The sequence below is a fragment of the Rheinheimera sediminis genome, from assembly GCF_004005375.1.
Taxonomy (GTDB): Bacteria; Pseudomonadota; Gammaproteobacteria; order Enterobacterales; family Alteromonadaceae; genus Pararheinheimera.
Genome location: NZ_RZUF01000039.1, coordinates 1 through 22,778, shown reverse-complemented (window position 1 = coordinate 22,778; position 22,778 = coordinate 1). Strand labels below are relative to the sequence as shown.

Genomic DNA, 22,778 nt, shown 5'->3' with positions numbered 1-22,778 from the left:
GCGAAATAGCGACGAAGCACCAGAGACCAAAGTCGCTAAACGTTTTTATGCAGCCGACTGGACTAGCAAAGACGGCTACAGCACCTTTGAGTTACCGCTGGGTAAAGCACGCACCAGTCAGTATCTGCGCTTGCGTGGCACTAATAATAAAAACGAGTTGGAGCCAGAACCTGATGCCAAAGGCGAAAACCCTTGGTTTGATTTGTGGTTTTACAGCAATCCGGTGTTTATTAAACTGCAATAACCTTCTGTAATCGCCACGAACAGGAGTTTTTATGGCGACAGTTGGGGCTAAGTCGTATTATCTGTTCTGTTTATTTTTGTATGCTACATCTGAAAGAGAGCAGACGTTGTGATTTCAGTGGTGAATTTAATTCAGGCGGCTTTACTGGCCGTGACTTTATTAGGCCTGTGTTTGCTCAGTGGAAAAAAACAGCATCAGGGCTTTATCGGCTTATTGCTGCTGGTTGTTTTGCTCTGCGCTTTTAATCTGCTGGAAGAAACCAACCTGACTCGTGAGCTTTATCTGGTGACACCGGTTTTTGTTTTGGGCTTGGGGCCAGCCTTTTATCTGGCGGTTAAATCGGCTTTTACCAGCAGACTTGAATGGCAAGATACTCTGCATTTTTTACCTATGCTGGCGTTATTGCCTTTAGCTCAACAGCAACCGCAATGGGTCATTGCCATTGGCACTCTATGGCGTTTGGGTTATGCGCTGTTGACCTTCCGCCTTGTCTGGCAATTTAACCAATGGCTCAGACAGCAACGTTCTGACGCAGAGGAATTGTCTTTTGGCTGGTTTGGTTGGGTATTAGCTGTGCAGACTCTGGTCAGTATGCTGGATTTGCTGCGTCTTAATATGCAACCTGCTTTGGGGCAGCTGTTGAACCAGACAGGGCAGGGAGTGAGTACAGCTATCACTTTGGTTTTATTGGCTTATCTGATTGTGAAGCTGGTCAAAACCCCGGTGGATTTAGCGAGTTTAAGTCTGGTTTGGCAAAGTGAACACAGTTCAGACGAGCAAAGCCCGGCAGTTTCTGGAGCAGAGCCTTCTCTGGTTCGCAGTGAAAATGCTGCGGACTACAGCGGTATTTTTATTGAACTGGATCAGCAAATTCGCCAGCAGCAATGGTATACCCAGCCTCGCTTAAGTTTGGAGCAGTTATCCGAGTTGACAGGTTTGAACCCAAGAGATATTTCCCGCGCTATTAATCTGGTCGCTGGGCTTAATTTTAATGACTACATTAACCAGCTCAGAATTAAGCAGGTGCAACGGCAAATGTTGCAACAGCCTGACACGCCTTTACTGACTCTGGCGCTAAATGCTGGTTTTAACTCTAAATCCAGCTTTAATACCAGCTTCAGGCTCTGGGTTGGGTTAACCCCTTCGGCTTACCGTCAGCAGCAAGTCAACCCCTGATTTCAGGTGCAGGATCTTGTTTTTGCACGGATAAAAACAAGATCCTGCACGACCTTCTGCCAAAAAAACATCAGCATCAACAGACCTGAATGAAACACCGGAGCTGTGATGTTAAAAAAACTTGTGTTTACCAAAGCTGGTTTGTTTGCCTTGGCCTTGAGCCTTCTCGTATTTTGTTTTTTATTCCCGGGTTGCAGCAGTATCAAACCTTTACCTGTTGCAGCTGTGGTGGTGATTGATCAGATCAATCTGATTGATGTTAAAAACCGGCAGGTGGTCAGGCAGCAACAAGTAGAGCTGAAAAATGGCAAAATTTCTGCTATTCGTCCAGCTGGTGCTGCCATTGAAGATGCAAATGCTGTGGTGATTGATGGTTTAAATGGTTACCTGACACCGGGTCTTTTTGATATGCATGTGCATCTTACTGATCCAGCAGCGCTGCAACTGTCTTTATCGCATGGAGTCACTCATGTAAGGGTGATGCATGGTTTGCCTGCACATTTAAAGTGGCGGGACTCTATAGAGAAAAATGAAATGCTCGGCAGTAGTATGACCGTCAGCAGCCCTATACTGAGCGCCACTAAAAGACCCACTACTATCTCAGTTACTGATGCAACAGAGGCCAAAGCCGCTGTGCGCAAAGCTTATGCCGAAGGTTACGATCTGATCAAAGCTTATGGCGATTTATCGGCACAAAGCCTGAATGCTGTTGTAACAGAAGCTGCTGTATTGAGAATGCCTGTAGCCAAACATGGCCCACATCCGTCAGGTGCTATGCCTTGGCAGGAGTTGGCTGCTATGCAATCTTTAGAGCATGTGGAAGATATTTATCAGGGGCCTTTGCACTACCAGCAGGACTTAGCCGCGCTGCAAGAGGTTATAGAACAACTGAATAAACTGAAGGTACCTGTTACTCCTACCCTGAATATATTCTGGCAGCTGACCAGCATCAGCCGTGATAAAGAGGCGTTTTTAGCCACTTTAGCCCAGGACTATATTTCCCCGTTGATCGCTTTTGAACAGCGGCATAATCAGGTTAAACGCTGGCTGCAAAGCTCAGAGAAGATGGCGATACATAATAGTCAGACCTTGCAGTTTTTAGTGCAGATCACCCGTCAGTTGCACGAAAAAGGAGTGCCATTGCTGGTAGGTTCTGATGCCGGAGCTTTGTTGTCACCCCATGGTTTAGCCACTCATACCGAAATGCAACTGCTGCAACAAGCTGGCCTGGATAGCTTTACGGTATTGCATGCAGCCACCATAGAGCCAGCAAAAGCGCTTGGTTTAACAAAACAGATAGGTCAAATTCGTGTGGGTTATAAAGCGGATTTTATATACAGCAAGGAAAACCCAATCATTGAGTTATCAGTATTGCGTGAGCCTGATGCTGTGATGAAATCTGGCCGCTGGTATAACAAAAAACAACTGACAGAGCTGCGTCAGCAAGCCATTAACGGGCGTAGTATAGGGCAAGAGTTGTGGTTGATCCTGAGCAATTATTAATAATACATACATCAATAAAGAGTCATTCGATGAAGTTTTTTTACGCCTTTTTCCTTTCGTTTTTGTTGTGCCAGGTAGCTTTGGCACAGGCTTTTTCTAAAGCAGCAAGCACCACAAATACAGCTATCGGCTTTTATCCAGACCAGAATTACCCGGCTGATCCAGTCAGTTATTGGAAGATAAGAGATCAGGCTATTCAGGGAGCTAAAAGAGGTGAGTGGTCTGTCGTTTTGCCACTTTTAGAAAAAATAACACTGCAGTACAGCGATGATGGCGATAGCTGGTTTTTATTGGGTCATGCTTATTTGCAGACAAAACAGTACCAGCAAGCGATCCCTGCTTTTAAACAGGCTTTACAATTAGGCACTATTTTGACAGGCGTGAAATCTGCTTCGTCACCTTCAAACGATATTATGGTGAAAATTGCAGAGTGCTATGCAGCACTGAAGGATTCGGCCAATGCGATGCTGTGGCTGAATAACGCTTTGCAGGCGCGTTGGGATGATCGTAAATCGCTGATCAATAACGCTGCTTTTGCAAATCTGTCGGACCTGACTGAATTTCACAACATCACGGGGGAGTTTAGGCAGCCGAATCTCACATCGGCAGAACGATGGAAGGCCGATCTGGATTTTCTGTTAAGTGAGATCGAACGCTTGCATGTAAACCCGTATCACCACATCAGCAAAGCTCAACTGCTACAGCATGTGAATTTGATTAAAAAAGACATACCTCAACTTAGCGATCCACAAGTGGTGTTTCGTTTTATGCAGTTGTTGGGTTCTTTGGGCAATGGCCATAATTTTATCGTGCCTACTGCTGCCAAAACCGCCTCTTTAGCCAGGCTGCCGCTGCAGTTTTATTGGTTTGCTGACGGTGTTTATGTAGTGCAGGCGACTGAGCCGTATCAGCATTTAGTGGGGTTGAGATTACTTAAAGTAGCTGAAACCCCTGTTGAACAGGTGTTGGCGAAACTTGCGAGTGTCAATGCCAGAGACAATGAAATGCAGCAGTTATGGTTAGGTCCTTATTACCTGGGTTTACCAGATGTATTAGCTGGGGTCGGCGTGGTTGAAAATGCAGAAAATGTGTCGCTGACTTTTACCACAACAACAGGTCAACACAGCAGTGTTAAGCTGACAGCTGAACCTTTTAGCTTCAGCGGTTTTCCTACCTTACCGCCGTTAACGCAAGCAGATAATCCGTTGTATTTGCAAAACAAAAGCCGCAACTATTGGTATAAAACTGACAAGGTAAATAACTATTTATATCTGCAATTTAATGCTGTGGCGCAAGACAAATCTCAATCGCTTGAAGCTTTTAGTACTGAAGTTCGGCAGCAACTGGCGAAAAGCGAAGTCGATAATCTGGTGCTTGATCTGCGACATAATAGTGGTGGCAATGGCTCTATTTTGCCGCCATTAACCCGGGCTTTAATTCATTTTAAAGAGCAGCGTGCAGAGGCAAAACTTTTTGTGATTGTCGGCAGAAACACTTTTTCAGCCGCCCACTTATTGCTGGCTGATTTAAACCGGCTCACTGACGCTATTATTGTTGGTGAACCCAGTGGCAGCAAGCCTAATCATCTGGGGGAAGCGGGCTGGTTTCAATTACCCTACAGCGGTGTAGTTGGAATTATCTCTTCTCAATACCATCAGGCGTCAAAAGCTGAGGACCATAGAATTTGGGTGGCTCCTCAGCTGCCAGTCACTTTAGATTCTAAGCAATATTTTTCGGGCAGGGACCCGGCTATGGAAGCTATTGTGAAGCTGATTAAATCCTGAGCTTTACACCTGACTTTCAGACCAAACCGCAAATTCATTGCCGCTGGGTTCGGTAAAGTGAAACCGGCAGCCGCCCGGAAAGTCAAAAATGGGTTGTATGATCATGCCGCCATGTTGCTGTACTTTGGCTAAAGTAGCTTTGATATCTGCACTGTAAAACACCAATAAAGCGGCGCCTGTTGCAGTGGTGGAGCTTTGTTCTGAACGGAAAAATCCGCCGTCCAGGCCTTGATCGGAAAAGGCGACATAATCCGGGCCATAGTCGACAAAGCTCCAGTTAAATGTCGCGCTGAAAAATGCTTTGGTGGCGGTTAAATCTTTGGCTGGGAATTCGACGTAGTTTAATTTTGCATGTTGATGCATATCTCTATTCCTTATGAAGATCTTGTCGCTGAGTCTGGTGCTGTTAATTTCGCAGGTTGAACCATAAAATACCAGACCACCACCACACCAAAAGGTACCAGATACATCAGTTGCCACCAGACACTTTGCCCGGCGTCATTTAATCTGCGCGAACCCACCGCCAAAAAAGGCAGCAAGATAAGCACTGTGACAAATTGCCTTAAAGTGGGGCTGATAATTTCAGCAAGCGCACTGACCAGCAGTACAAAAACTAAAAACCACCCGTATTGATAACGGCTGGCTGTGCCGGAAAAATCTGCGAACTGCACAAAGCAGTCTTTGATCACTCTAAGTGGATGGGGCGCTTCAAGTTGCGAAGTTTCAGTGTTTAGGATCAGGACGCTGGCATCCACTACAAAGACCGCCGCTAATGCCCGCACTGATTCAATGGATGCGTTAGCTGTGTTTTCCAATCGCTGAATAGTACGCAGATTCAATCCGCACGCTATGGCCAATTGCTCTTGTGACCACTGTTTGTCGGCTCTGAGTTTTTTCACCAGTTCTGCATTAATTTTCACGGTTTTGATCCCTTGCATTGGCCAATAGACGCAAAGATAACCTAAACAACAGCTACAGGTTACGGCAATACCACGACAGCTTTACGACAGCAGCTTAGCCCTGCCTTTGCTGCTGAACTTTTCAGCGCTTCTCTTCCATCAGGCCAATCAGATTACCGTCCGGGTCTTTTAGAAACCAATCCATAGCTGATGATCCGGCATTTGCGCGGCAAGTTGTGGTGCTCTTTCAGCAAAAGCGCCATGTTGCAGCGCTGTCGCAAAAAACTGTTCTATCTCTGTGGTTTTAAAATAAGGGGTAGAGTTTTTGCCAATGTCGCCAGCACCTTGTGGCTGGCTGAGCATCAGACGGGTGTCGCCACATTGAACAAAGGCCAGCTGTTCGATTGGAGCAAACAGAAACTGCAGACCAAGCACCTGAGTATAAAATGGCAGCGCAAGCTGCACATCTTTAACTGTGATTGCAAGCTAACCTAATCCAATGATTTTATGTTCCACAACCAGCTCCTGTTCTTTGTTTTAACCTTATCACCATTGGGTTCTTGCTGGCTGGAGCCGCCGCGCAAGCAGAATACCCAGCCATGCCATTGGCAGATAAGCCACCACCAAATCCAGTGCAATAAACCAGGTTGGGGCTGGGATCATATAGCTTGCCGCTATACCACCACAAAGAAAAAATACCCCGATTACATAAGCAAAACGGCTTTTATGACTGGCAGCGGTGAGGTAAGCGACCCAAGCCCCGGCCAGGGTGCCAAGGGCATGCGCCAAAAAAGGCATAATAAAATCTTTAGGTTGAAATAAGTCGATGCCCAAACTAAGGCTTTCGGTGTCTGTGACATCAACGCCAGCAGGTGGAGGAATAAGCATAGGGCTGATACTGACAAGCGCCATATTCACTGCAGCCCCCACTACTATACCTAAAAGGATGGCGGTCAGATTTCTAATAAATTTCAGCATCATCATGCACCACGGAGATATGTAGCATTTAAGTTAGATGAGTTAAGGCTGCTAATCAATGACAATCACCGCCGTAGTTGAAGGCGCAACATTATTAATGGCATCCGCTACTGAGCTAAAACAGCAGGCGGGCAGTGACAAGCCCAGCCCCTATAATCCTCAATAGCTTTAGGGGTTAACGCTAAACCTGTGCCAACTCACAACAACACTTCAAGCTATGGCTTGAACTAGCAAAGGGAACTGAGTGTCTGTGGCATAAGCTATCACAGCTGCAGCCGCTCAGAACTTACTGAGCTGCAGCCGTTGCAATAAAACGATCCATTTCTGCTTCCAGAATTTCCAGTGGCAAAGCGCCATTTGCTAGCAGGGCATCGTGGAAAGCGCGCAGGTCAAATTGCTTACCCAGTTTTTGTTCTGCTTTGGCTCGGAGCTGGCGGATTTTAATTTCGCCCATCTTGTACGACAGCGCCTGACCCGGCCATGAAATATATCTGTCTACTTCAGCCCTTACATTGGCTTGTGATAAAGAGGTGTTAGAGGACAGGAAATCCAGTGCTTGCTGACGACTCCAGCCTTGCGAGTGAATACCAGTATCTATCACCAAACGGCAAGCGCGCCACATTTCATAGCTCAGGCGGCCAAATTGCTGATAGGCATTGTCATACACACCCATTTCTACACCCAGCCGTTCTGCGTATAAACCCCAGCCTTCGCCATAGGCGCTTAAATACAGGTTGCGGCGAAATTGCGGCACATTTTCCAGCTCTTGTGACAAAGCGTTTTGTAAATGATGGCCAGGTACAGATTCGTGCAGCGTTAACGCGACCAGTTCGTATAGAGGACGTTGATCCAGCGAATCGGTATTGAGCCAATAAGCGCCACCACGAGTGCCACCAATAGCCGCAGGGTTATAAGAGGCCGTAGTGTAGTTAGGTGCTATTTCGGCTGGAACTGGCACCACACCATAAGGCAGACGTGGCAATTTGCCGAAAAACTCCGGCAGCCGATAATCAATACGTTTAGCGATATAAGAGGCTTCTTTTAATAGCTCCAGCGGTGTTTTGGCATAAAACTGCTGATCTGTGCGCAGAAATGTAGTGAAGTCGCTGAAGCTGCCTTTAAAGCCAGTTTCTTTAATCAGTGCATCCATTTCGCTGCGGATACGTTTTACTTCGGCCAAGCCAGTTTTGTGGATTTCTGCCGGGTTCATATCCTGTGTGACATAAGTATTAATGGTATGACGGTAATAGGCTTTACCTTCTGGCAATTGTTCGGCCGCCAGACTTTCTGTTGCGGCCTGCATATAGTCGCCTTCAAGAAAGTCGGCTAAGCGGGCAAACGCAGGTAAAGCGGTTTGTTGAATAGCTTGTTTGGCCGCCTGTTGTAATTGCTGTTGTTCTGCTGGTGAAAATGACGCCGGCAGTGTTTTAAAAGCTTCGTACAGGCTGCTTTGTGTTGGGTCCTTATAGACCTGAGCTCGCACTGTAGGGGCTATGCCCTGAACGACAATTTTAGGTAAGACAAAGCCGTCTTTTATCCCAGTGCGCATGTTGGCAATGTTCTCGTCAAAGTAGCGGCCAAAGTCGTTGATGCGGGCTATGTAATCCTGATAATCCGCTACTTTGGGCATAGACAGGCCATTGCTGGCATCCAAAGCTGAGCTCCAGAAACTGTAAAAGGTATTGGCCGGAATGCGGTCAAGAAACAGCTGATTGGACTGGATCGAATTGCGCAGTACCCAGTCTAGTAATTGATGATTGACGCGGTCTGAGTCTGTTAGTTGTTGTGGTTCAATGGCTTGCAGCCTTTGCAGTAAAGCTTGCTCAGCCTTCAGCCGACGCGCACGATCTGTGGCCGTAACGCCAGGCAGACGGTTATTGTAACCAGCCAGTCCCATACGGCCCGCACTGATTGGGTCTTCCTGCAGACTATAGTGCCAATGGTCATCTATAACTTTTTGCAGTTGCTCTGTCGCACTGGCGGCTAAGGCGGCGGGCGCCAGCCACAGCAGAATGAGGGTGAAAAAAGATAGTAATGTGCGGGACCTGAACAAGGGGTTTCTCCAGACTGATCAATAGGCTGAGTTCTATATCTTCACCTTAGCATGACCCCTTTATCTGGTGGCAACTTCTAACCCGCGATTTAAACACCACACCGCATTCTGTTTAAATCAATGCAGGTTTCATGTACTGAGTTTGATACTCGGAGTTCGATAGATTGTGCCAATTTGGCACTCAGCTTGATCTTTTATCAATAGAAGCAGATAATCTCCCAAAGTGCCATTTTGGCACGGAGGTAACAAATTATGACGACTACACCACCTCGAATCACGGCTCGGGTTGATGCTGAAACTCAAAACTTGCTGTCTAAAGCTGCAGCGATATCTGGGGTTTCGAGCATCAATTCCTTTGTGCTCAGTGCGGCTGTTGAGAAAGCCAAACAAATCATTGAGCGTGAGCAAGCTCTGAAGCTTTCTCAGCGTGATGCCATGTTATTGATGGACGCTCTTGATAGCCCAGCGACTGTACATCCTCATCTGGCTGCAGCTTTTGCACGTTATGAAGGCAAAGTTCAATAATGCAAAGTGTATTACTGGATAAATCGAAGCACGACAGAAATCGATTTAACTGTGGTATTGATGCGTTAAACAACTACTTAAAAGTCATGGCCAGTCAGCAAAGTAAAAAAGACAATACCCGTACTTTTGTGCTTGAAGATAAAGCTAACCCGCAACACATTGTTGGTTTTTATACTCTGACCATGATTCCGATCGATACACAAAGTCTTCCGGCACCACTGCAGAAAAAACACCAGTCTTCAACGTCGGGTGGGCTGATCGCACGACTAGCAGTGGATGAAAGATATAAAGGTCAGAAAATAGGTGAGTGGTTGTTGATTGACGCACTTAAAAAACTACTGCAAGCCAGTGATGCAGTAGGTTTCCCTATCATTATTGTGGATGCAAAAGACGGCGCCAAAGGTTTTTATCAAAAGTATGGCTTTCGCTGTTTTGAAGATAATGAACACAAACTCTTTATCACCATAGCTGATGTGCGGACCAGTTTTGGTTAAATAGGAGCATTGCTTTTCTGTTCCTCTTTCGCCTTTGGCAAAAAACACGATAAAACCACAGTTGCCAGAATAAAACCGCTGGACCAGACCAGGCAGGCTTCTAAGCCTTGGGTTTGATACAAATAGCCTGACAACACAGTACCAATTAAGCGGCCCATGGCGTTGGCCATATAATAAAAACCCACGTCCAGTGAGACACCATCGGCTTTGGCGTAGCTGACTATCAAATAGCTATGCAAGGACGAATTCACCGCAAATACAGCGCCAAACAACAGCAATACAGAGACTAACAGCGTTTCAGTTGGGAAGGGCAAAGGTAAGAGTTTGGCCAATAGTGCCGGAATAATACAAAGCGCAAAAGCCCAACCCACAGCAGCCCAACGCCCCGGTATTTTGCCAGAGCGCTTGCCAGTAATGAATGGCGCTAAACTTTGCACCAGACCATAACCAATAATCCACAGCGCCAGAAAAGTACCTATGGCCTGCTGGCTCCAGGCCAGTTGCTGGGCTAAAAACAGCGGCAGTGCGATGACAAACCATAAATCGCGCGCACCAAACAAAAATAAACGCGCCCCTGATAACAAATTAATAGGGCCACTTTTCGACAGCATGTCTTTAAACTTGGGCTTGTAACTGCTTTTACCTAAGTCCTTCTTCAGCAAAACTAAACTTAGTAACCACACCAGAGCTAAAGCGCCTGCCATCACTGCCACAGCGCCCTGAAAGCCGATTTGAGTCAGTAAAAAACCACCGATAAAAAAGCCAACCCCTTTCAGTGCATTTTTTGACCCTGTCAGCACGGCTATCCATTGATAAAGTTTGCTTTGGGAGTCCTGCGGTACCAATAACTTAATGGAACTTTTGGCGCTCATTTTATTTAAGTCTTTGGCAACACCAGAGAGTGCTTGAGCGGCCATCACCCAAGGCACAGTGATCCACGGTACAGGCAGCCATTCTGCAGGAACCAATAACATCGACAGCGCTGCTATTTGTAAAAACAGCCCTATATTCATGGTTTTATTCAGGCCAATACGAGCGCCCAGCCAGCCCCCAAACAGGTTAGTCAGCACACCAAACAGCTCGTAAAACACAAATAACGAAGCGATTTCTAAAGGGCTGTAGCCCAGTTTATAAAAATGCAGCAGCACCAGCATACGCAAAGCGCCGTCTGTCAGGGTAAAAGCCCAGTAGTTGCCTGTGACTACCATATATTGCTTCAGTGCTGTCTGCATTTTACTTTTCCTGTTTGCTAAGAACCCAAGTACCCTTGTTTAAGCTTTGTCGGATAAACCAACTAATTTCGCTAACTCCACTGTACGGTTAGCGTAACCCCATTCGTTATCGTACCAGGCATAAATTTTCACCTGTGTGCCGTTAATCACCATAGTCGACAATGCATCAATAATGCTGGAACGTGGGTCAGTTTTATAATCCACTGAGACCAAAGGCCGTTCTTCGTAGCCCAGAATATCTTTTAGTTCCTGCTGTGAAGCTGCTTTTAAAAAGGCGTTTACCTCTTCTGCTGTAGTGGCACGTTCTACTTCAAAGACGCAGTCGGTAAGTGAGGCATTCGCCAGCGGTACCCGCACTGCATGACCATTTAAGCGGCCTTTTAGCTCAGGGAATATTTCAGTAATAGCAGTAGCTGAACCTGTGGTAGTGGGAATGAGGCTGCTGCCACAAGCGCGGGCACGGCGTAAGTCTTTATGCGGTGTATCCAAAATAGACTGAGTATTGGTTAAATCATGAATAGTAGTGATAGAACCGTGTTTAATGCCCAGCTTTTCGTGGATCACTTTGACTACAGGCGCCAGACAGTTGGTGGTGCAACTGGCCGCTGTGACTATTTTATGCACTGCAGCGTCAAACAACTGATGATTAACTCCCATCACCACGTTTAATACGCCGGCTTCTTTTACCGGAGCGCTGACCACTACACGTTTGACGCCTTGATCCAAATAGGCCTGCAGCTGGGCTGAACTTTTCATTTTGCCCGAGCATTCAATGACGACATCACAACCTGACCAGTCGGTGTCGTTGATGGCTTTATTGTGCGTAACCGCAATACGCTGGCCTTTGATAATGACGGTATTGCCTTCAGCTTCGGCCTGATTTAACCAGCGGCCATGCACTGAGTCGAAATTCAGTAAATGGGCAAAAGTAGCAGCGTCACCGGCCGGATCGTTGATTTGCACAAACTCAAATTCTGGCCAGTCAAAAGCTGCACGTAGCGCCAAACGGCCGATACGGCCAAAACCATTAATACCTACTTTAATTCTTTGCATACTCTGTGTCTCCGCTAAAAGTCCGGTTAAGCCGATTGTTCGGCAAGGCTTTGAAAATACGCCTGATGTGGGGCTAAGGTCAGTGCGTAAGGCCGCAAAGCCTGCACTAAAGCTTGAGTTTCTGCTTTGCTATGACCCAGTTCCAGCAACAGCTGAGCTGCAACTAAACCTGTGCGGCCCGAGCCGCCTTTGCAATGAATAGCCACTATGCCACCTGCTTGTAACAGCGGCAGTACTGCTGCAGAGGCTGCTGGCCAGTTCTGCTGAAAGTCTTGCTCAGGCGCATGATCGTCGGCAATAGGCAGTTGAAACCACTGAATGCCGGCTGTTGCACAAAGCTCTGGTAGTTGTTCTGCATTGTTCAGCTGCATTTCAGCTGTGGGCATCAGGGTTAACAACACCTGGGTACCTGCTGCTTTTAACTGCTGCACTGCGCTGGCTAAATCCACGCCTTTGGTACCAGGGCAAGGTGTAAAAATAAGTCCGCCGCCTGCGGTCAGCGGTAATAAATCAAATGGATGTGTCATGCTTGAGTGTCCTTCGCTACGTTTGAATTTGGAAAATAACGGCGGGTTTTATTGGCATACCACACCAGCGACAACATCACTGGCACTTCTACCAGTACACCGACCACTGTGGCTAAAGCAGCACCTGAGTGCAGGCCAAATAACGAAATGGCCACAGCCACCGCCAATTCAAAAAAGTTAGAAGCGCCTATCATGCTGGCTGGTGCTGCTATGTTGTGAGGCAATTTCAGCTTGCAGGCACTGTAATAACTTAAAGCAAAAATACCGTAAGTTTGCAGTAGCAGCGGAATAGCGATCAGCACTATGGCGACAGGTTGGCTCAAAATAGTAGGGGCCTGCAAACCAAATAGCAGTACTACTGTGGCCAGCAAACCCAATACAGACCAGGGTTTAATCCGGGCCAAAAACTCTGGCAAAGCATCCGGGTTGGGGTTTTGTTGCAGTTTTTTTCGGGTCAATACACCTGCAACCAAAGGCAGCACCACATACAAAAGTACAGACAATACCAAAGTGGGCCAGGGCACGCTGATATCCGACACGCCCAGCAGCAGCGCTGTGATAGGAGCAAAAGCAAACACCATGATCAGATCGTTCACTGACACTTGGACCAGGGTGTAGTTGGCGTCACCTTTGGTTAATTGGCTCCAGACAAACACCATGGCAGTGCAGGGCGCTACGCCGAGTAAAATCATACCCGCTATATATTCAGTGGCCGTTTGTGCATCCACCCAATCAGCAAATAACACACGGAAAAATAACCAGCCGAGTAAGGCCATGGTAAAAGGTTTAATCAGCCAGTTTATGACTAAGGTCAGCACTAAACCCTTGGGTTCACGGCCCACTTGTTTGATGGCAGAAAAATCAATCTGCACCATCATGGGGTAAATCATCACCCAGATAAACAGGGCTATCACCAGGTTCACACTGGCATATTCTAAAGAGGCCACTGCGTTAAACAGCTCTGGGATCAATGAACCCGAAGCCACTCCCAGCAGAATACAAAGCCCAACCCAGACCGATAAATAGCGTTCAAATAATCCCATTGGTGTCGCTCCATGTTGATGCTGTAGTTTTATTTAGCAACAGCCTTTTTGCCGCTCTGGTCTGTCGCCCATCATGCATAATTGCTGTTGGTTCAACTCGAGCCAACCAGAATTTGCTGCTGCTGTCTGTTGCAGACACAACAAAGCCCAGTCTGGCAGTTCAGGATTTAAACGGTAATAGACCCACAAACCCTGTTTGCGATCGAGCAAAATGCGATCGCGGCGTAGCTGGGCCAAATGACGGGAGATTTTGGGCTGGCTGTCTGCTAAAGCGGCCACCAGCTCGCAAACACAAAGCTCCTGTTCCTGCTGAATAAGCAACAAACAACGTAGCCGGGTTTCGTCGGATAAGGCTTTAAAAAAGGTGATTGGGTGAAGTAGCATGGCCAAATACCTTATATATGGAAAATCATATCTAATATGATATATGCGTTTTTCCATATGTAAACTTAAATTTAGTTACAACCTGAGTTCGCCTTGCTTGATGCCTTTGCGTTATGCTGGCGCTACTAAAAACAAGGAGACTTTGCCATGACCAATCAGCTGCTTGATGCCGGGTTTCTGGACGACCAATGTTTGTCCGGTCCTTTACCAGATCAGTGGTTGTTATTACCTGCACAGGCCCTAACCAAAAGACGTTGCAGCAGGCTGCTGACTTTGCTGGTTGTGGTAGTCTCATTACTTATTGCACAGTGGTGGTGGGACTCAGGCTGGCCATTTTTGTTATTGCCACTCTGTTGGGCCCTGACAGCACTGGTATTTTTGGCTAGTTGGTTCTGGTTACCATTGGACATCCGGCACACGCGATTTTTACTCCGTACTCAGGATTTTTTACTGCAATCCGGCGTGCTTTGGCGCAAAGCTGCGCTGATCCCGCTGCATAGAGTGCAGCATGTCACTATCAGCCAGGGGCCACTACAAAAACGCTTTGCTCTGGCCACTCTGAAAGTCTATACAGCAGGCGGTTTGGATGCGGAAGCAGTGCTGGCGGATATCGACTATGGGCTAGCGCAGGCGCTGAGTGAGCAGCTTAGTTTATTGATCCCACGTGGAGATGCTGATGCTGAACACTGAGATACCAGGACAGCTTGCTACAGCTGAAGATTGGCAACGCAGTTCCATCTGGGCACTAGTGCCGCTGCTGGTAAAAGCTGTGGTGCAATGGATTGGTGTAATCATTGGTGGTGCTTATTTGACTTTCAGTGGTAGTTTTCAGACCTATGCTCCCTATTGGATCTCAGCGCTGGCACTGTTGGTTTTGGGCAGTGCATTTCTGAGCTGGCGCTACACCTTGTTTAGGGTGTCAAGCCAAGGTGTAGAGTTACGGCGCGGCGTGCTGCAAAAAGAACATCTGCTATTAGCAAAATCTCGAATTCAGGAGCTGCAAATTCAGCAACCCTTCTACTTCCGGCCGCTGCAGCTATTTACAGTTAGTCTGGATAGTGCAGGCAGCCAACAACAAGAGTTTTATCTGACCGGTCTGACGTCAGAGCAACTTGCTTTGTTGCAAGGGGATGTGCAGGTTGAGCAGACAGTGCCTTCCACTCCATTTTTTCGGATCTGGCTTGCAACCTTATACAACAAACATTTGTGGTTGCCGTTGCTGGCTGTCTTGGGCGCGGTGCAGTCGCAATTGGACGATGAGCTGTTTGAACGCCTGTTTGCGCAGGGCCGTGAGGTGTTGCAACAATTCGGGCTGCAGCAGAGTTTTGAAGTACAACTAGTGGCAAGCCTGAGCGTTCTGCTGCTGATAGCCTTGGTGTTGCTGCTGATGACTTTGATATCGCTCTATCCTCAGCGTTTTTTACGTAATGAGCGACAATTAGAATTGACCCAGGGGGCTGTGCTGAAAAAGTCGCAGCGGATCAAAGCGAAACGAGTGCAGATGCTCACAGTACGACAGCCATGGCTGGCCCGTGTTTTCGGTCATTTTTCGCTGGTTTTTCATGGCTTTACTAATTCTCAGGAACAGAGCAGTAAGTTTGTGTTATTGGGGCAAACTGGCGATGACATTAATCAGCAATTGCAGGCACAGCAGCTTTTAGCTTTATCTGACATTCAGCGGTTGCCTTTGCAGCGCTATGTACCTGCTTATTTCCAACGCTTGTTGTTGGTCAGAGGCATTATTGCCGTATTACTGAGTTTGCTGTCTGTTGTTCTGTGGCAAACCGGAGTTGTCGCTTTTAGCACTGGCGCTCTGCTGCTGCTTGCTGCCGTATTGTGGCTGCTGACGGATCTGTGGGCCTACCGTCGTTGGCATGGATTCTGTGTGCAGGATCAGGTGTTGTACTTGTGGCATGGTGGCCTTGGCCAATTCTGGCAGGTATTGCCACTGCGGCAGGTACAAAAGGTACAACTGCTGCAATCCTTGTTTTTCCATCGGCAGCAACTGGTGCAGGTTCAATTCAGTACGGCCAATGGCACAGTCACACTGGCAGCACTACCCAATCAGCAAGCACAGCATTTATATGATCAGGTTTTGAAGTTAAAGCCTGAATCAGTGTTTTGAAATTCATTGCACATTTATAGCAAGCTATTGAATCTCAAAAATGTCCAGTTGGTGAAGCTACTTGTCGGCTTTTAGCAATGACTGCAAAATATCTATGGATAGAACTTCAAGGCTATATTTGGTAAAGAAGTTTTGCCAAAACTTAGGCACTTTGTTGCTTAAAACTACTATTGCGCTCTCTTTATCTTTTAAACAGATGACGACTGATTGTTGTCCAAAAGTACGTCCATTATGCCAGGCAAAATGCCCAAGCTCATCGGTATTCTCAAGTTGCCAGGCTAAGCCCTGATTTCGCAGTTTGGGGTCAGTAAAAATCGGTGATGTGGTTTTGTTTAATACATTTTGCCAGGCTTTTCCTGCATGGCCTGAATGAGCTTTCAGGTACAACAGCATATCTCTGGTTGTGGATCGCCATACACCAGCAGGTTCCATGCAGCTCCAATAAAAGTCAGCTACTGTTTTTCCGCTACCGCTGTGTCCTTTCGCTAAACGATGAGGATGATAGGCAACTGGCGATACATGGGTATCAACCATACCCAGAGGTAGCAGCAGGTGCTGTTTAATTGCTTCTTCGTAGGATACACCTAACTGTTCAGCTAAAATATTTCCAAGCAGTGCCATACCTAAATTTGAATACTCAAAACGTCCTGTGTTTAATGGCTTTTTAATGTTATTTAAAAAACGCTCGTAGTCAGCCTTGCGAAAGTTACTAACAGTGGCGACAAACTTTGCATGTGAAAACATCAATCCGGCCATTGGGTAGGATGGCAGACCAGATGTGTGGGTAGCTAAATCTAATAAGGTGATGTCTTTGGCAAACGGCAAATCAGGTCGAAATTTTTCAATTTTATCCGTTAAATTGACCGACTTATTTTCAACCAAAAGTGCGAGTAATGTGGCTGTAAAAGTTTTTCCTATTGAACCTATCTCAAATACATCGATTCCTGGCTGCTTATTGCAGCCAAAAGAAGCCTCGTAAAGCTCGCCGTTATGCCAAAGAGCAAGGTTCAATTGTGGTATTGAGGTCCTTTTTATAAAGGCTTCAATGTGGGCAAGGATGAGACTATTCATACTTAATGCCTCATGCCCCAAGTAGCGGAAGGTGTTTCAGGCTATGGTATTTTAATGCCAGCTGCAGGCAATGACTTAATGGCCCCGTTTTTATCGCCGTATTTAACGGCAGCACCAGTGCTCTTTTTCCTTCATAGCTAAATTCATCCCGGTATATCTCTCTGAAGGTTTCAACCAGACTGGTTTGGCAATGGAAATAGATCTGAATCACAGTCGGAGTTTTTGCTTTCCAGTCTATCCGGATTGGGCTGCCGCCTTTGACCTGGTAGCTGGCTTCACCCCACTTAAGAGTTTCCTCCACTGTACCCAAGGCATTTTCTGCTGCCAGAGTAAAAATCAGGCCGCGTACATATTCAAGCTGCTTTTGCGCTTCTAAAGGATAAGTGGCAAATTTTGCTTGTATTTCAGGCTCCATACCAGCTCCGGATGACTAACAAATAACAGCTGTTTGTCTGGGTTTACCATAAGCATTCAAATTAGAGTAGTTTTCCTGCATCAGCAACAACTTACAGCTCAATTTGCGTCAACACTTGTTACAAGCCGTGTCTGCTTATAGTTCACTCCATGCGTATAAATAACGAATTCAGCGGGTCCGTTTTAACCTTTAAAAGCGACAATTTGCAGGAAAATTGCTTTTGTTATTTGAGAATGGTTCTTGTTTGTGGCTATACTGCGGCAACTTTCAGTGAACCTCAACGGAGTATCCGATGAAATTGTGGCAAAAATCTTTAGTTGCAGTGGCTTTGTCTGCAGCTGCTTTAGTTCAGGCAGCAGAAGTGAATGTGTATTCTGGCCGTCAGGAAGAACTGATTAAGCCAATGCTGGATAAATTTAGCAAAGAAACCGGCATTAAAGTAAACCTAATCACCGGTAAGCCGGATGAACTGATCAGCCGGATGCAAAGTGAAGGCCGTAACAGCCCTGCAGACTTATTAATCAGCACTGATGTCGGCCGTTTATACCGTGCTGAAACTCAAGGTTTATTGCAGGCTGTGGATTCTAATTTGTTGACCGATGCTATTCCGGCCAGCTTACGTCACCCAGAGCAACAGTGGTTTGGTTTAACTATGCGTGCGCGCCCAGTGATGTACGTGCCTGGTAAAGTAAAACCAGAACAGTTAAGCACTATCGAAGATTTGGCTGACCCAAAATGGAAAGGCAAAATCTGTATCCGCTCTTCCGACAATATTTATAACCAGTCGATGGTTGCGGCTTTAATAGCTCAGTTAGGTGAAGAAAAAACTCAGGCCTGGGCCAATGGTTTTGTCAAAAACTTCGCTCAGCCACCTAAAGGCGGTGACCGCGATCAGATCAAAGCGGCAGCTGCTGGTGTTTGTGATATCGCCATTGCTAACACTTACTATTTAGGTGGTATGTTTGATGAAGCCGGCGACAAAGCTGCAGCTGAAGCGGTAAAGGTTTTTTGGCCAAATCAGCAAGACCGTGGTGTTCATATCAACATCTCAGGCGCTGGTGTGGCTAAATATGCACCAAACAAAGCTGAAGCAGTGAAGTTGCTGGAATATATGGTGAAACCTGAAGCACAAAGCTGGTACGCTGAAGTGAACCACGAGTACCCTGTAGTACAGGGAGTAAAGTGGAGCCAACGACTTGAATCTTTTGGGCAATTTAAGGCAGACCAGTTACAATTGTCGACCTTAGGCGAATTGAACGCTAAGGCTATTCAGGTGATGGATAAAGCTGGCTGGAAATGATTCCCCTGCGTATTCAGTGTTATAACTATAGAAGGGCGACCATCAAGGTCGCCCCTACGTTTTCTTAGAGTAACGTTTTTTTGAGAAGGACATATTTCGTTTGACGAGCCCGTTATTCAGCCGGACTGTAACAGTGTTTGCCTTGCTATTGGCTGTGCCCGTGCTGGTGGTGCTTGGATCTTTGTTTACTCCTCAGCCTGAACTTTGGGCTCACCTGTTTGATACTGTGCTGGCCGACTATGTCACTAACTCCCTGCTGTTGGCTTTGGGGGTGGGTGTGCTGAGCGCTGGCATTGGTACTTTAACGGCCTGGACTGTAGCGCGTTATCAGTTTGTCGGGCGCTCTGTGGTGCAGTGGTTATTGTTGCTGCCTATGGCGATACCTGCCTATATTATGGCGTACAGCTATACAGGTTTATTAGATTTTGCCGGGCCTGTGCAAAGCCAGCTGCGGCTCTGGTTTGGCTGGTCGTACGGCGATTATTATTTCCCTGAAATCCGCTCTTTGCCCGGCGCTATTCTGATGTTGTCGCTGGTGCTTTATCCTTATGTTTATATGCTGGCCCGCACTGCTTTTCGCCAGCAATCGGGCTCATTACTCGAAGCCAGCCGTACCTTAGGTTTAACGCCACGCCAGCATTTCTGGAAAGTGGCTTTGCCTGTGGCTCGCCCAGCTATCTTAACCGGAGCTGCACTGGCGATGATGGAAGCTCTGGCCGACTATGGCACAGTGCAGTATTTTGGCGTTACCACCTTTACCACTGGTATTTTTCGTACCTGGTTTGGTATGGGCAATCAGCTCGGCGCTGCGCAATTGTCGGCGCTGTTGTGCAGTTTTGTGTTGTTGCTGCTCTATCTGGAGCAGTGGTCCAGACGCAAACTGAAGTTTTATCAGCAAGGCCAAAAACAGCAGGAGCCCACTCGTCAGCCACTAACAGGTGTAGCAGGATTAGCTTTGTTATTGCTGTGTTTAGTGCCTGTGCTTTTAGGTTTTGTCTTGCCGGCGTTGCAGCTGCTGGGTTGGGCCAGTGACAGGTTAGAGCAGTTGTTCTCGGCTGACTTTATTCAGCTTTTAATCAATAGTTTTTCTCTGGCAGCCTTAACAGCGCTGGTCACTGTCAGTCTGGCCTTGAGTTTTGCTTATGCCAAACGCTTATCCGGCCACTGGTCATTGGCGTTGCCTGTGCGTATTGCTTCTATGGGTTACGCCTTGCCGGGCACAGTAATAGCTATAGGTGTGATGTTGCCGCTGGCAGCCCTGGATAATTCCATTGATTTATGGGCCGAGCAGCAATTTGGCATTCGTACGGGTTTATTGCTGTCCGGCACTTTAGTGGCGCTGGTGCTGGCCTATTCGGTGCGCTTTATCGCCGTAGCTTTGCATAGTGTGGAGGCCGGCCTGATGCAAATTACGCCTTCAATGGATAACGCTGCCCGTAGTTTAGGCGAAAGCCCGATTGGGGTGTTAAAACGTGTGCACCTGCCCTTATTGCGCGCTTCGGTACTCAGTGCTTTATTGCTGGTGTTTGTTGACGTGTTAAAAGAGTTGCCCGCCACTTTATTGCTGCGGCCTTTTAACTTTAATACCTTGTCGGTACGTACTTACGAGCTGGCTTCAGACGAACGGCTGGCCGATGCGGCTTTGCCAGCCCTTGCCATAGTACTGATAGGTTTAATTCCGGTGATCCTGCTGTCCCGTGCTTTGGATAGGTCTAACAGAGGTGCAAAGTAAATGCTGGTATTAGATCAGGTTTCCATAGCTTATGGCCCGGCCACTGTGGTTAAGGATGTCAGCCTTAGTTTGCAACAGGGCCAGATAGGCTGTTTGTTAGGACCCTCTGGTTGCGGTAAAACCAGTTTATTACGTGCTATTGCAGGTTTTGAACCTGTGCAAACAGGATCCGTTGTATTGGCTGGTGTAGTTCTGTCAAAGCCTGATCAGTTGGTTAATCCTGAACAGCGCCGTATTGGTATGGTGTTTCAGGACTTTGCGCTCTTTCCACACCTGACAGTGGCGCAAAATATAGCTTTTGGTGTGAAGAAGAAGCCAAAAGCACAGCAGCAACAAATAGTGGCAGATCTGTTGGCTTTAGTAGGTTTGCCCACTCTCGGCGAGCGTTATGTGCATCAGCTCTCTGGTGGTCAGCAGCAGCGGGTGGCTTTAGCCCGAGCCTTAGCACCAGAGCCCGAAGTCTTGCTGTTGGATGAGCCTTTTTCTGGCTTAGATGCCGACTTACGTGAAGCTTTAGCACAGGATATTCGTGGCATTATCAAACAGCGTGGCATTAGCGCTTTAATGGTGACTCATGATCAGTTTGAAGCTTTTGCCATGGCTGATCAGATAGGCGTGATGCAACATGGCAAACTGCAGCAGTGGGGCAGTGCCTATGAGTTGTACCATCAGCCTGCCAACAGGTTTGTAGCTGACTTTGTGGGTCACGGCGCTTTACTCAAAGGCGAAGTATTGGCAGATCATCAGGTGTACACAGCTTTAGGTGTGTTTGCCCAAACAGAGTCGGAATTTACATCAGGCGCAACTGTGGATCTGTTGGTCAGGCCGGACGATATAGTGCATGACGACGAAAGTGGTTTTACTGCCAAAGTGGTGGGCAAGTCGTTCCGGGGGTCGCATATTTTATATAGTCTGGAACTAGAAGGCGCAGAGCAGGTGTATTGTTTAGCGCCAAGCCATCACGATCATCAGCTGCAAAGCCGCATAGGTATCAGGCTGGAGCTGGACCATCTGGTATTGTTTCAGCGGCAAGGCCAGAACTTAGGATAAAAAGTGCAGCTGAATTAATAGTTGGGCTGCAATAACTCAAGGCGTTTTTGCTGCTTCAACAGTTGCAAGCCTTGTTCGTATTTTTGTTGCAATAGTTCGGCCTGCGGATGCGCTTTCGAAAAGGCAATATACATAGGCTTTTCTTCCAGTGGGGCGCCTGTGGTTTCTATAGTGCTGTAAGAAGTCAGTTCAGTTTTCAGTAGGTACTCTGCGACCTGTTGTTCGCAAACCACAAGGTCTACCCTGCCTAAAGCCAGCATTTTGAGTGATTCCAGATCTGTATTTACCTCTACCCTGTCAAAGGGAAGTTTCTCTATGACTTCAGGATAGCTGTAGCCACGAACCATACCCAATCTAAGCTTAGTTACAGGTAGTGCGTCCAGCTGTGTAAATACGACTGGGTTCTGTTTATTGTGATACAGCATGACTTTGTTCGAGTACAAAGGTGTAGGATAATTCAGATACTGGGCCCGCTCAGCACTGTGCCAGATAGTAACAACTGCCACAGCCTCACCCTCTTTTGCCTGCAGTAAAGCTCTGGGCCAGGGTAAAAACTCAAAATGAACTTCTTGTTGTTGACTGGCAAAAATCTCTCTGAGCATCTGGATAGCGTAGCCCTGCTCTGGTAAATCCTGACCGTTGTGCGGCACAAACTCACTGCTGACAATGCGCAAAGAGTCGGCGGAAGTTAAATAGCTGAGCCAAAAGAGGATTAAGCCTGCCAATACCTTCATCCAAGTTCCTTTTTTCATCAATTTAACTCACCACAGGTTTAGCTGAAAAGAGCAGCTAAAGCAATGAAGTGTTACTACTCCTTACAAACAAAAGTGTTTATTTTTCAGTTGGCTAAAAGCGTTGAATTCTGCACTTTGAAATCACTTGGTTAAATATAGTTGGTGTGTCTTATCAGCAAGAGGGCAATACTGACAATTTCATCATTCTGCTGAAAAGTCAGTGTGCCAGAGAAGGTGTATTGCAAAGCGTCACTACTCTGAGTGAAATGCCCTGTGCGGATCCGCATGCAGGGTGCTGTGGGGACTGGAAGCTAGAAACCTCCGGTTACCCGATTATAAGCATTTGGTGTCACTTCAATCTCCGTGAATATATTTTTTGCCATTTTTACTTATTATCCAAAGACAAATAACCATCCCGAGGCTTATCCCGCTCTGGCAGGATAGTTGTCACTACTT

General features: G+C 46.9%; 24 protein-coding genes and 1 pseudogene. 11 read left to right on the top strand and 14 right to left on the bottom strand.

The annotated features are described in order from the left end of the window. The 4 genes and pseudogenes from EMM73_RS18675 to EMM73_RS18660 all read left to right on the top strand — a co-directional run. Window positions 1–244: pseudogene (locus tag EMM73_RS18675) on the top strand (phosphoesterase); the annotation flags it as partial. A gap of 108 nt (window positions 245–352) precedes the next feature. Next, complete coding sequence (locus EMM73_RS18670; protein WP_127688296.1) at window positions 353–1,420, top strand: AraC family transcriptional regulator; 1,068 nt, start codon at window positions 353–355, stop codon at window positions 1,418–1,420. A 108-nt stretch (window positions 1,421–1,528) separates the two neighbouring features. Beyond that, window positions 1,529–2,923 carry an amidohydrolase family protein gene (locus EMM73_RS18665; RefSeq protein ID WP_127688295.1) on the top strand — a complete coding sequence of 465 codons (1,395 nt, stop codon included), beginning with the start codon at window positions 1,529–1,531 and terminating at the stop codon, window positions 2,921–2,923. Between the two features lie 29 nt (window positions 2,924–2,952). Then, window positions 2,953–4,707, top strand: coding sequence for a tetratricopeptide repeat protein (locus EMM73_RS18660; protein WP_127688294.1), 1,755 nt, complete (start codon window positions 2,953–2,955; stop codon window positions 4,705–4,707). A gap of 3 nt (window positions 4,708–4,710) precedes the next feature. Here the strand turns inward: EMM73_RS18660 and EMM73_RS18655 are convergent, their stop codons facing one another. The 5 genes from EMM73_RS18655 to EMM73_RS18635 all read right to left on the bottom strand — a co-directional run bounded on the left by EMM73_RS18655 (window position 4,711) and on the right by EMM73_RS18635 (window position 8,637). Next, window positions 4,711–5,070: a VOC family protein gene (locus EMM73_RS18655; RefSeq protein ID WP_127688293.1), complete on the bottom strand. Its 360-nt coding sequence runs from the start codon at window positions 5,068–5,070 to the stop codon at window positions 4,711–4,713. 11 nt (window positions 5,071–5,081) lie between these two features. Then, window positions 5,082–5,627 carry a DUF805 domain-containing protein gene (locus tag EMM73_RS20115; RefSeq protein WP_186435296.1) on the bottom strand — a complete coding sequence of 182 codons (546 nt, stop codon included), beginning with the start codon at window positions 5,625–5,627 and terminating at the stop codon, window positions 5,082–5,084. A gap of 168 nt (window positions 5,628–5,795) precedes the next feature. Continuing rightward, entirely contained in the window at window positions 5,796–6,071 is a 276-nt protein-coding gene (locus EMM73_RS18645) for a VOC family protein (protein ID WP_222422704.1), read from the bottom strand. Window positions 6,072–6,152: 81 nt separating this feature from the next. Beyond that, window positions 6,153–6,584, bottom strand: a complete 432-nt coding sequence (locus EMM73_RS18640) for a hypothetical protein (RefSeq protein ID WP_127688292.1) — start codon at window positions 6,582–6,584, stop codon at window positions 6,153–6,155. 286 nt (window positions 6,585–6,870) lie between these two features. Further along, a complete protein-coding gene (locus EMM73_RS18635; protein WP_127688291.1) occupies window positions 6,871–8,637 on the bottom strand; it encodes a DUF885 domain-containing protein in 1,767 nt (588 codons plus the stop codon). A gap of 252 nt (window positions 8,638–8,889) precedes the next feature. Here EMM73_RS18635 and EMM73_RS18630 point away from each other — a divergent pair, with 252 nt between their 5' ends. Both EMM73_RS18630 and EMM73_RS18625 read left to right on the top strand, forming a co-directional pair. Beyond that, on the top strand, window positions 8,890–9,162 hold the full coding sequence (locus EMM73_RS18630) for a type II toxin-antitoxin system TacA family antitoxin (RefSeq protein WP_127688290.1): 273 nt from the start codon (window positions 8,890–8,892) through the stop codon (window positions 9,160–9,162). Further along, window positions 9,162–9,656: a GNAT family N-acetyltransferase gene (locus tag EMM73_RS18625; RefSeq protein WP_458351834.1), complete on the top strand. Its 495-nt coding sequence runs from the start codon at window positions 9,162–9,164 to the stop codon at window positions 9,654–9,656. The genes EMM73_RS18630 and EMM73_RS18625 overlap by 1 nt, the downstream gene beginning before the upstream one ends. On the opposite strand, the gene arsJ is transcribed toward EMM73_RS18625, so the two are convergent. Genes arsJ through EMM73_RS18600 form a run of 5 tightly spaced genes read right to left on the bottom strand, consistent with a single transcriptional unit; the run spans window position 9,653 to window position 13,895 of the window. Continuing rightward, complete coding sequence (gene arsJ / locus EMM73_RS18620) at window positions 9,653–10,888, bottom strand: organoarsenical effux MFS transporter ArsJ (RefSeq protein WP_127688288.1); 1,236 nt, start codon at window positions 10,886–10,888, stop codon at window positions 9,653–9,655. The genes EMM73_RS18625 and arsJ overlap by 4 nt on opposite strands. Window positions 10,889–10,927: 39 nt before the next feature. Next, on the bottom strand, window positions 10,928–11,941 hold the full coding sequence (locus EMM73_RS18615) for an ArsJ-associated glyceraldehyde-3-phosphate dehydrogenase (protein ID WP_127688287.1): 1,014 nt from the start codon (window positions 11,939–11,941) through the stop codon (window positions 10,928–10,930). A gap of 26 nt (window positions 11,942–11,967) precedes the next feature. Then, complete coding sequence (locus EMM73_RS18610) at window positions 11,968–12,468, bottom strand: phosphatase domain-containing putative toxin (protein WP_127688286.1); 501 nt, start codon at window positions 12,466–12,468, stop codon at window positions 11,968–11,970. After that, complete coding sequence (arsB, locus tag EMM73_RS18605) at window positions 12,465–13,511, bottom strand: ACR3 family arsenite efflux transporter (protein ID WP_127688285.1); 1,047 nt, start codon at window positions 13,509–13,511, stop codon at window positions 12,465–12,467. Before arsB ends, EMM73_RS18610 begins: the two co-directional genes overlap by 4 nt. Before the next feature lie 33 nt (window positions 13,512–13,544). Then, entirely contained in the window at window positions 13,545–13,895 is a 351-nt protein-coding gene (locus EMM73_RS18600; protein WP_127688284.1) for a metalloregulator ArsR/SmtB family transcription factor, read from the bottom strand. A 147-nt stretch (window positions 13,896–14,042) separates the two neighbouring features. Between EMM73_RS18600 and EMM73_RS18595 the strand changes: the two genes are divergently transcribed. Together EMM73_RS18595 and EMM73_RS18590 are read left to right on the top strand one after the other, a co-directional pair. Then, the gene (locus EMM73_RS18595) at window positions 14,043–14,585 is read left to right on the top strand and encodes a PH domain-containing protein (protein WP_127688283.1); all 543 of its coding nucleotides are present in this window, start codon (window positions 14,043–14,045) and stop codon (window positions 14,583–14,585) included. Beyond that, entirely contained in the window at window positions 14,572–16,020 is a 1,449-nt protein-coding gene (locus EMM73_RS18590) for a PH domain-containing protein (protein ID WP_186435295.1), read from the top strand. The genes EMM73_RS18595 and EMM73_RS18590 overlap by 14 nt, the downstream gene beginning before the upstream one ends. A 57-nt stretch (window positions 16,021–16,077) precedes the next feature. Here EMM73_RS18590 and EMM73_RS18585 read toward each other — a convergent pair whose 3' ends face one another. Further along, on the bottom strand, window positions 16,078–17,091 hold the full coding sequence (locus EMM73_RS18585) for a serine hydrolase domain-containing protein (RefSeq protein ID WP_127688281.1): 1,014 nt from the start codon (window positions 17,089–17,091) through the stop codon (window positions 16,078–16,080). Window positions 17,092–17,101: 10 nt separating this feature from the next. Beyond that, window positions 17,102–17,506 carry a DUF1801 domain-containing protein gene (locus EMM73_RS18580; protein WP_127688280.1) on the bottom strand — a complete coding sequence of 135 codons (405 nt, stop codon included), beginning with the start codon at window positions 17,504–17,506 and terminating at the stop codon, window positions 17,102–17,104. Between the two features lie 292 nt (window positions 17,507–17,798). On the opposite strand from EMM73_RS18580, the gene EMM73_RS18575 reads away from it, so the two are divergent. The 3 genes from EMM73_RS18575 (at window position 17,799) to EMM73_RS18565 (ending at window position 21,588) form a co-directional block, all read left to right on the top strand. Further along, complete coding sequence (locus tag EMM73_RS18575; protein WP_127688279.1) at window positions 17,799–18,806, top strand: Fe(3+) ABC transporter substrate-binding protein; 1,008 nt, start codon at window positions 17,799–17,801, stop codon at window positions 18,804–18,806. Between the two features lie 100 nt (window positions 18,807–18,906). Next, on the top strand, window positions 18,907–20,538 hold the full coding sequence (locus tag EMM73_RS18570; RefSeq protein ID WP_127688278.1) for an ABC transporter permease: 1,632 nt from the start codon (window positions 18,907–18,909) through the stop codon (window positions 20,536–20,538). After that, on the top strand, window positions 20,539–21,588 hold the full coding sequence (locus tag EMM73_RS18565) for an ABC transporter ATP-binding protein (protein ID WP_127688277.1): 1,050 nt from the start codon (window positions 20,539–20,541) through the stop codon (window positions 21,586–21,588). It abuts the gene before it with no gap. A gap of 14 nt (window positions 21,589–21,602) precedes the next feature. Here the strand turns inward: EMM73_RS18565 and EMM73_RS18560 are convergent, their stop codons facing one another. Continuing rightward, window positions 21,603–22,322, bottom strand: coding sequence for a substrate-binding periplasmic protein (locus EMM73_RS18560; protein WP_186435294.1), 720 nt, complete (start codon window positions 22,320–22,322; stop codon window positions 21,603–21,605). A 149-nt stretch (window positions 22,323–22,471) separates the two neighbouring features. Next, a complete protein-coding gene (locus tag EMM73_RS20110; protein WP_186435293.1) occupies window positions 22,472–22,609 on the bottom strand; it encodes a hypothetical protein in 138 nt (45 codons plus the stop codon). Window positions 22,610–22,778 lie beyond the last annotated feature (169 nt).

Bases quoted from the DNA above. Each gene is read 5' to 3' on its own strand.
- EMM73_RS18560 (WP_186435294.1), bottom strand. From the start codon at position 22,322: ATGAAGGTATTGGCAGGCTTAATCCTCTTTTGGCTCAGCTATTTAACT.
- EMM73_RS18625 (WP_458351834.1), top strand. From the start codon at position 9,162: ATGCAAAGTGTATTACTGGATAAATCGAAGCACGACAGAAATCGATTT.
- EMM73_RS18655 (WP_127688293.1), bottom strand. From the start codon at position 5,070: ATGCATCAACATGCAAAATTAAACTACGTCGAATTCCCAGCCAAAGAT.
- EMM73_RS18590 (WP_186435295.1), top strand. From the start codon at position 14,572: ATGCTGAACACTGAGATACCAGGACAGCTTGCTACAGCTGAAGATTGG.
- EMM73_RS18630 (WP_127688290.1), top strand. From the start codon at position 8,890: ATGACGACTACACCACCTCGAATCACGGCTCGGGTTGATGCTGAAACT.
- EMM73_RS18580 (WP_127688280.1), bottom strand. From the start codon at position 17,506: ATGGAGCCTGAAATACAAGCAAAATTTGCCACTTATCCTTTAGAAGCG.
- EMM73_RS18660 (WP_127688294.1), top strand. From the start codon at position 2,953: ATGAAGTTTTTTTACGCCTTTTTCCTTTCGTTTTTGTTGTGCCAGGTA.
- EMM73_RS18585 (WP_127688281.1), bottom strand. From the start codon at position 17,091: ATGAATAGTCTCATCCTTGCCCACATTGAAGCCTTTATAAAAAGGACC.
- EMM73_RS18615 (WP_127688287.1), bottom strand. From the start codon at position 11,941: ATGCAAAGAATTAAAGTAGGTATTAATGGTTTTGGCCGTATCGGCCGT.
- EMM73_RS20110 (WP_186435293.1), bottom strand. From the start codon at position 22,609: ATGCGGATCCGCACAGGGCATTTCACTCAGAGTAGTGACGCTTTGCAA.
- EMM73_RS18640 (WP_127688292.1), bottom strand. From the start codon at position 6,584: ATGCTGAAATTTATTAGAAATCTGACCGCCATCCTTTTAGGTATAGTA.
- EMM73_RS18575 (WP_127688279.1), top strand. From the start codon at position 17,799: ATGAAATTGTGGCAAAAATCTTTAGTTGCAGTGGCTTTGTCTGCAGCT.
- EMM73_RS18565 (WP_127688277.1), top strand. From the start codon at position 20,539: ATGCTGGTATTAGATCAGGTTTCCATAGCTTATGGCCCGGCCACTGTG.
- arsJ (WP_127688288.1), bottom strand. From the start codon at position 10,888: ATGCAGACAGCACTGAAGCAATATATGGTAGTCACAGGCAACTACTGG.
- EMM73_RS18610 (WP_127688286.1), bottom strand. From the start codon at position 12,468: ATGACACATCCATTTGATTTATTACCGCTGACCGCAGGCGGCGGACTT.
- EMM73_RS18600 (WP_127688284.1), bottom strand. From the start codon at position 13,895: ATGCTACTTCACCCAATCACCTTTTTTAAAGCCTTATCCGACGAAACC.
- arsB (WP_127688285.1), bottom strand. From the start codon at position 13,511: ATGGGATTATTTGAACGCTATTTATCGGTCTGGGTTGGGCTTTGTATT.
- EMM73_RS18595 (WP_127688283.1), top strand. From the start codon at position 14,043: ATGACCAATCAGCTGCTTGATGCCGGGTTTCTGGACGACCAATGTTTG.
- EMM73_RS18665 (WP_127688295.1), top strand. From the start codon at position 1,529: ATGTTAAAAAAACTTGTGTTTACCAAAGCTGGTTTGTTTGCCTTGGCC.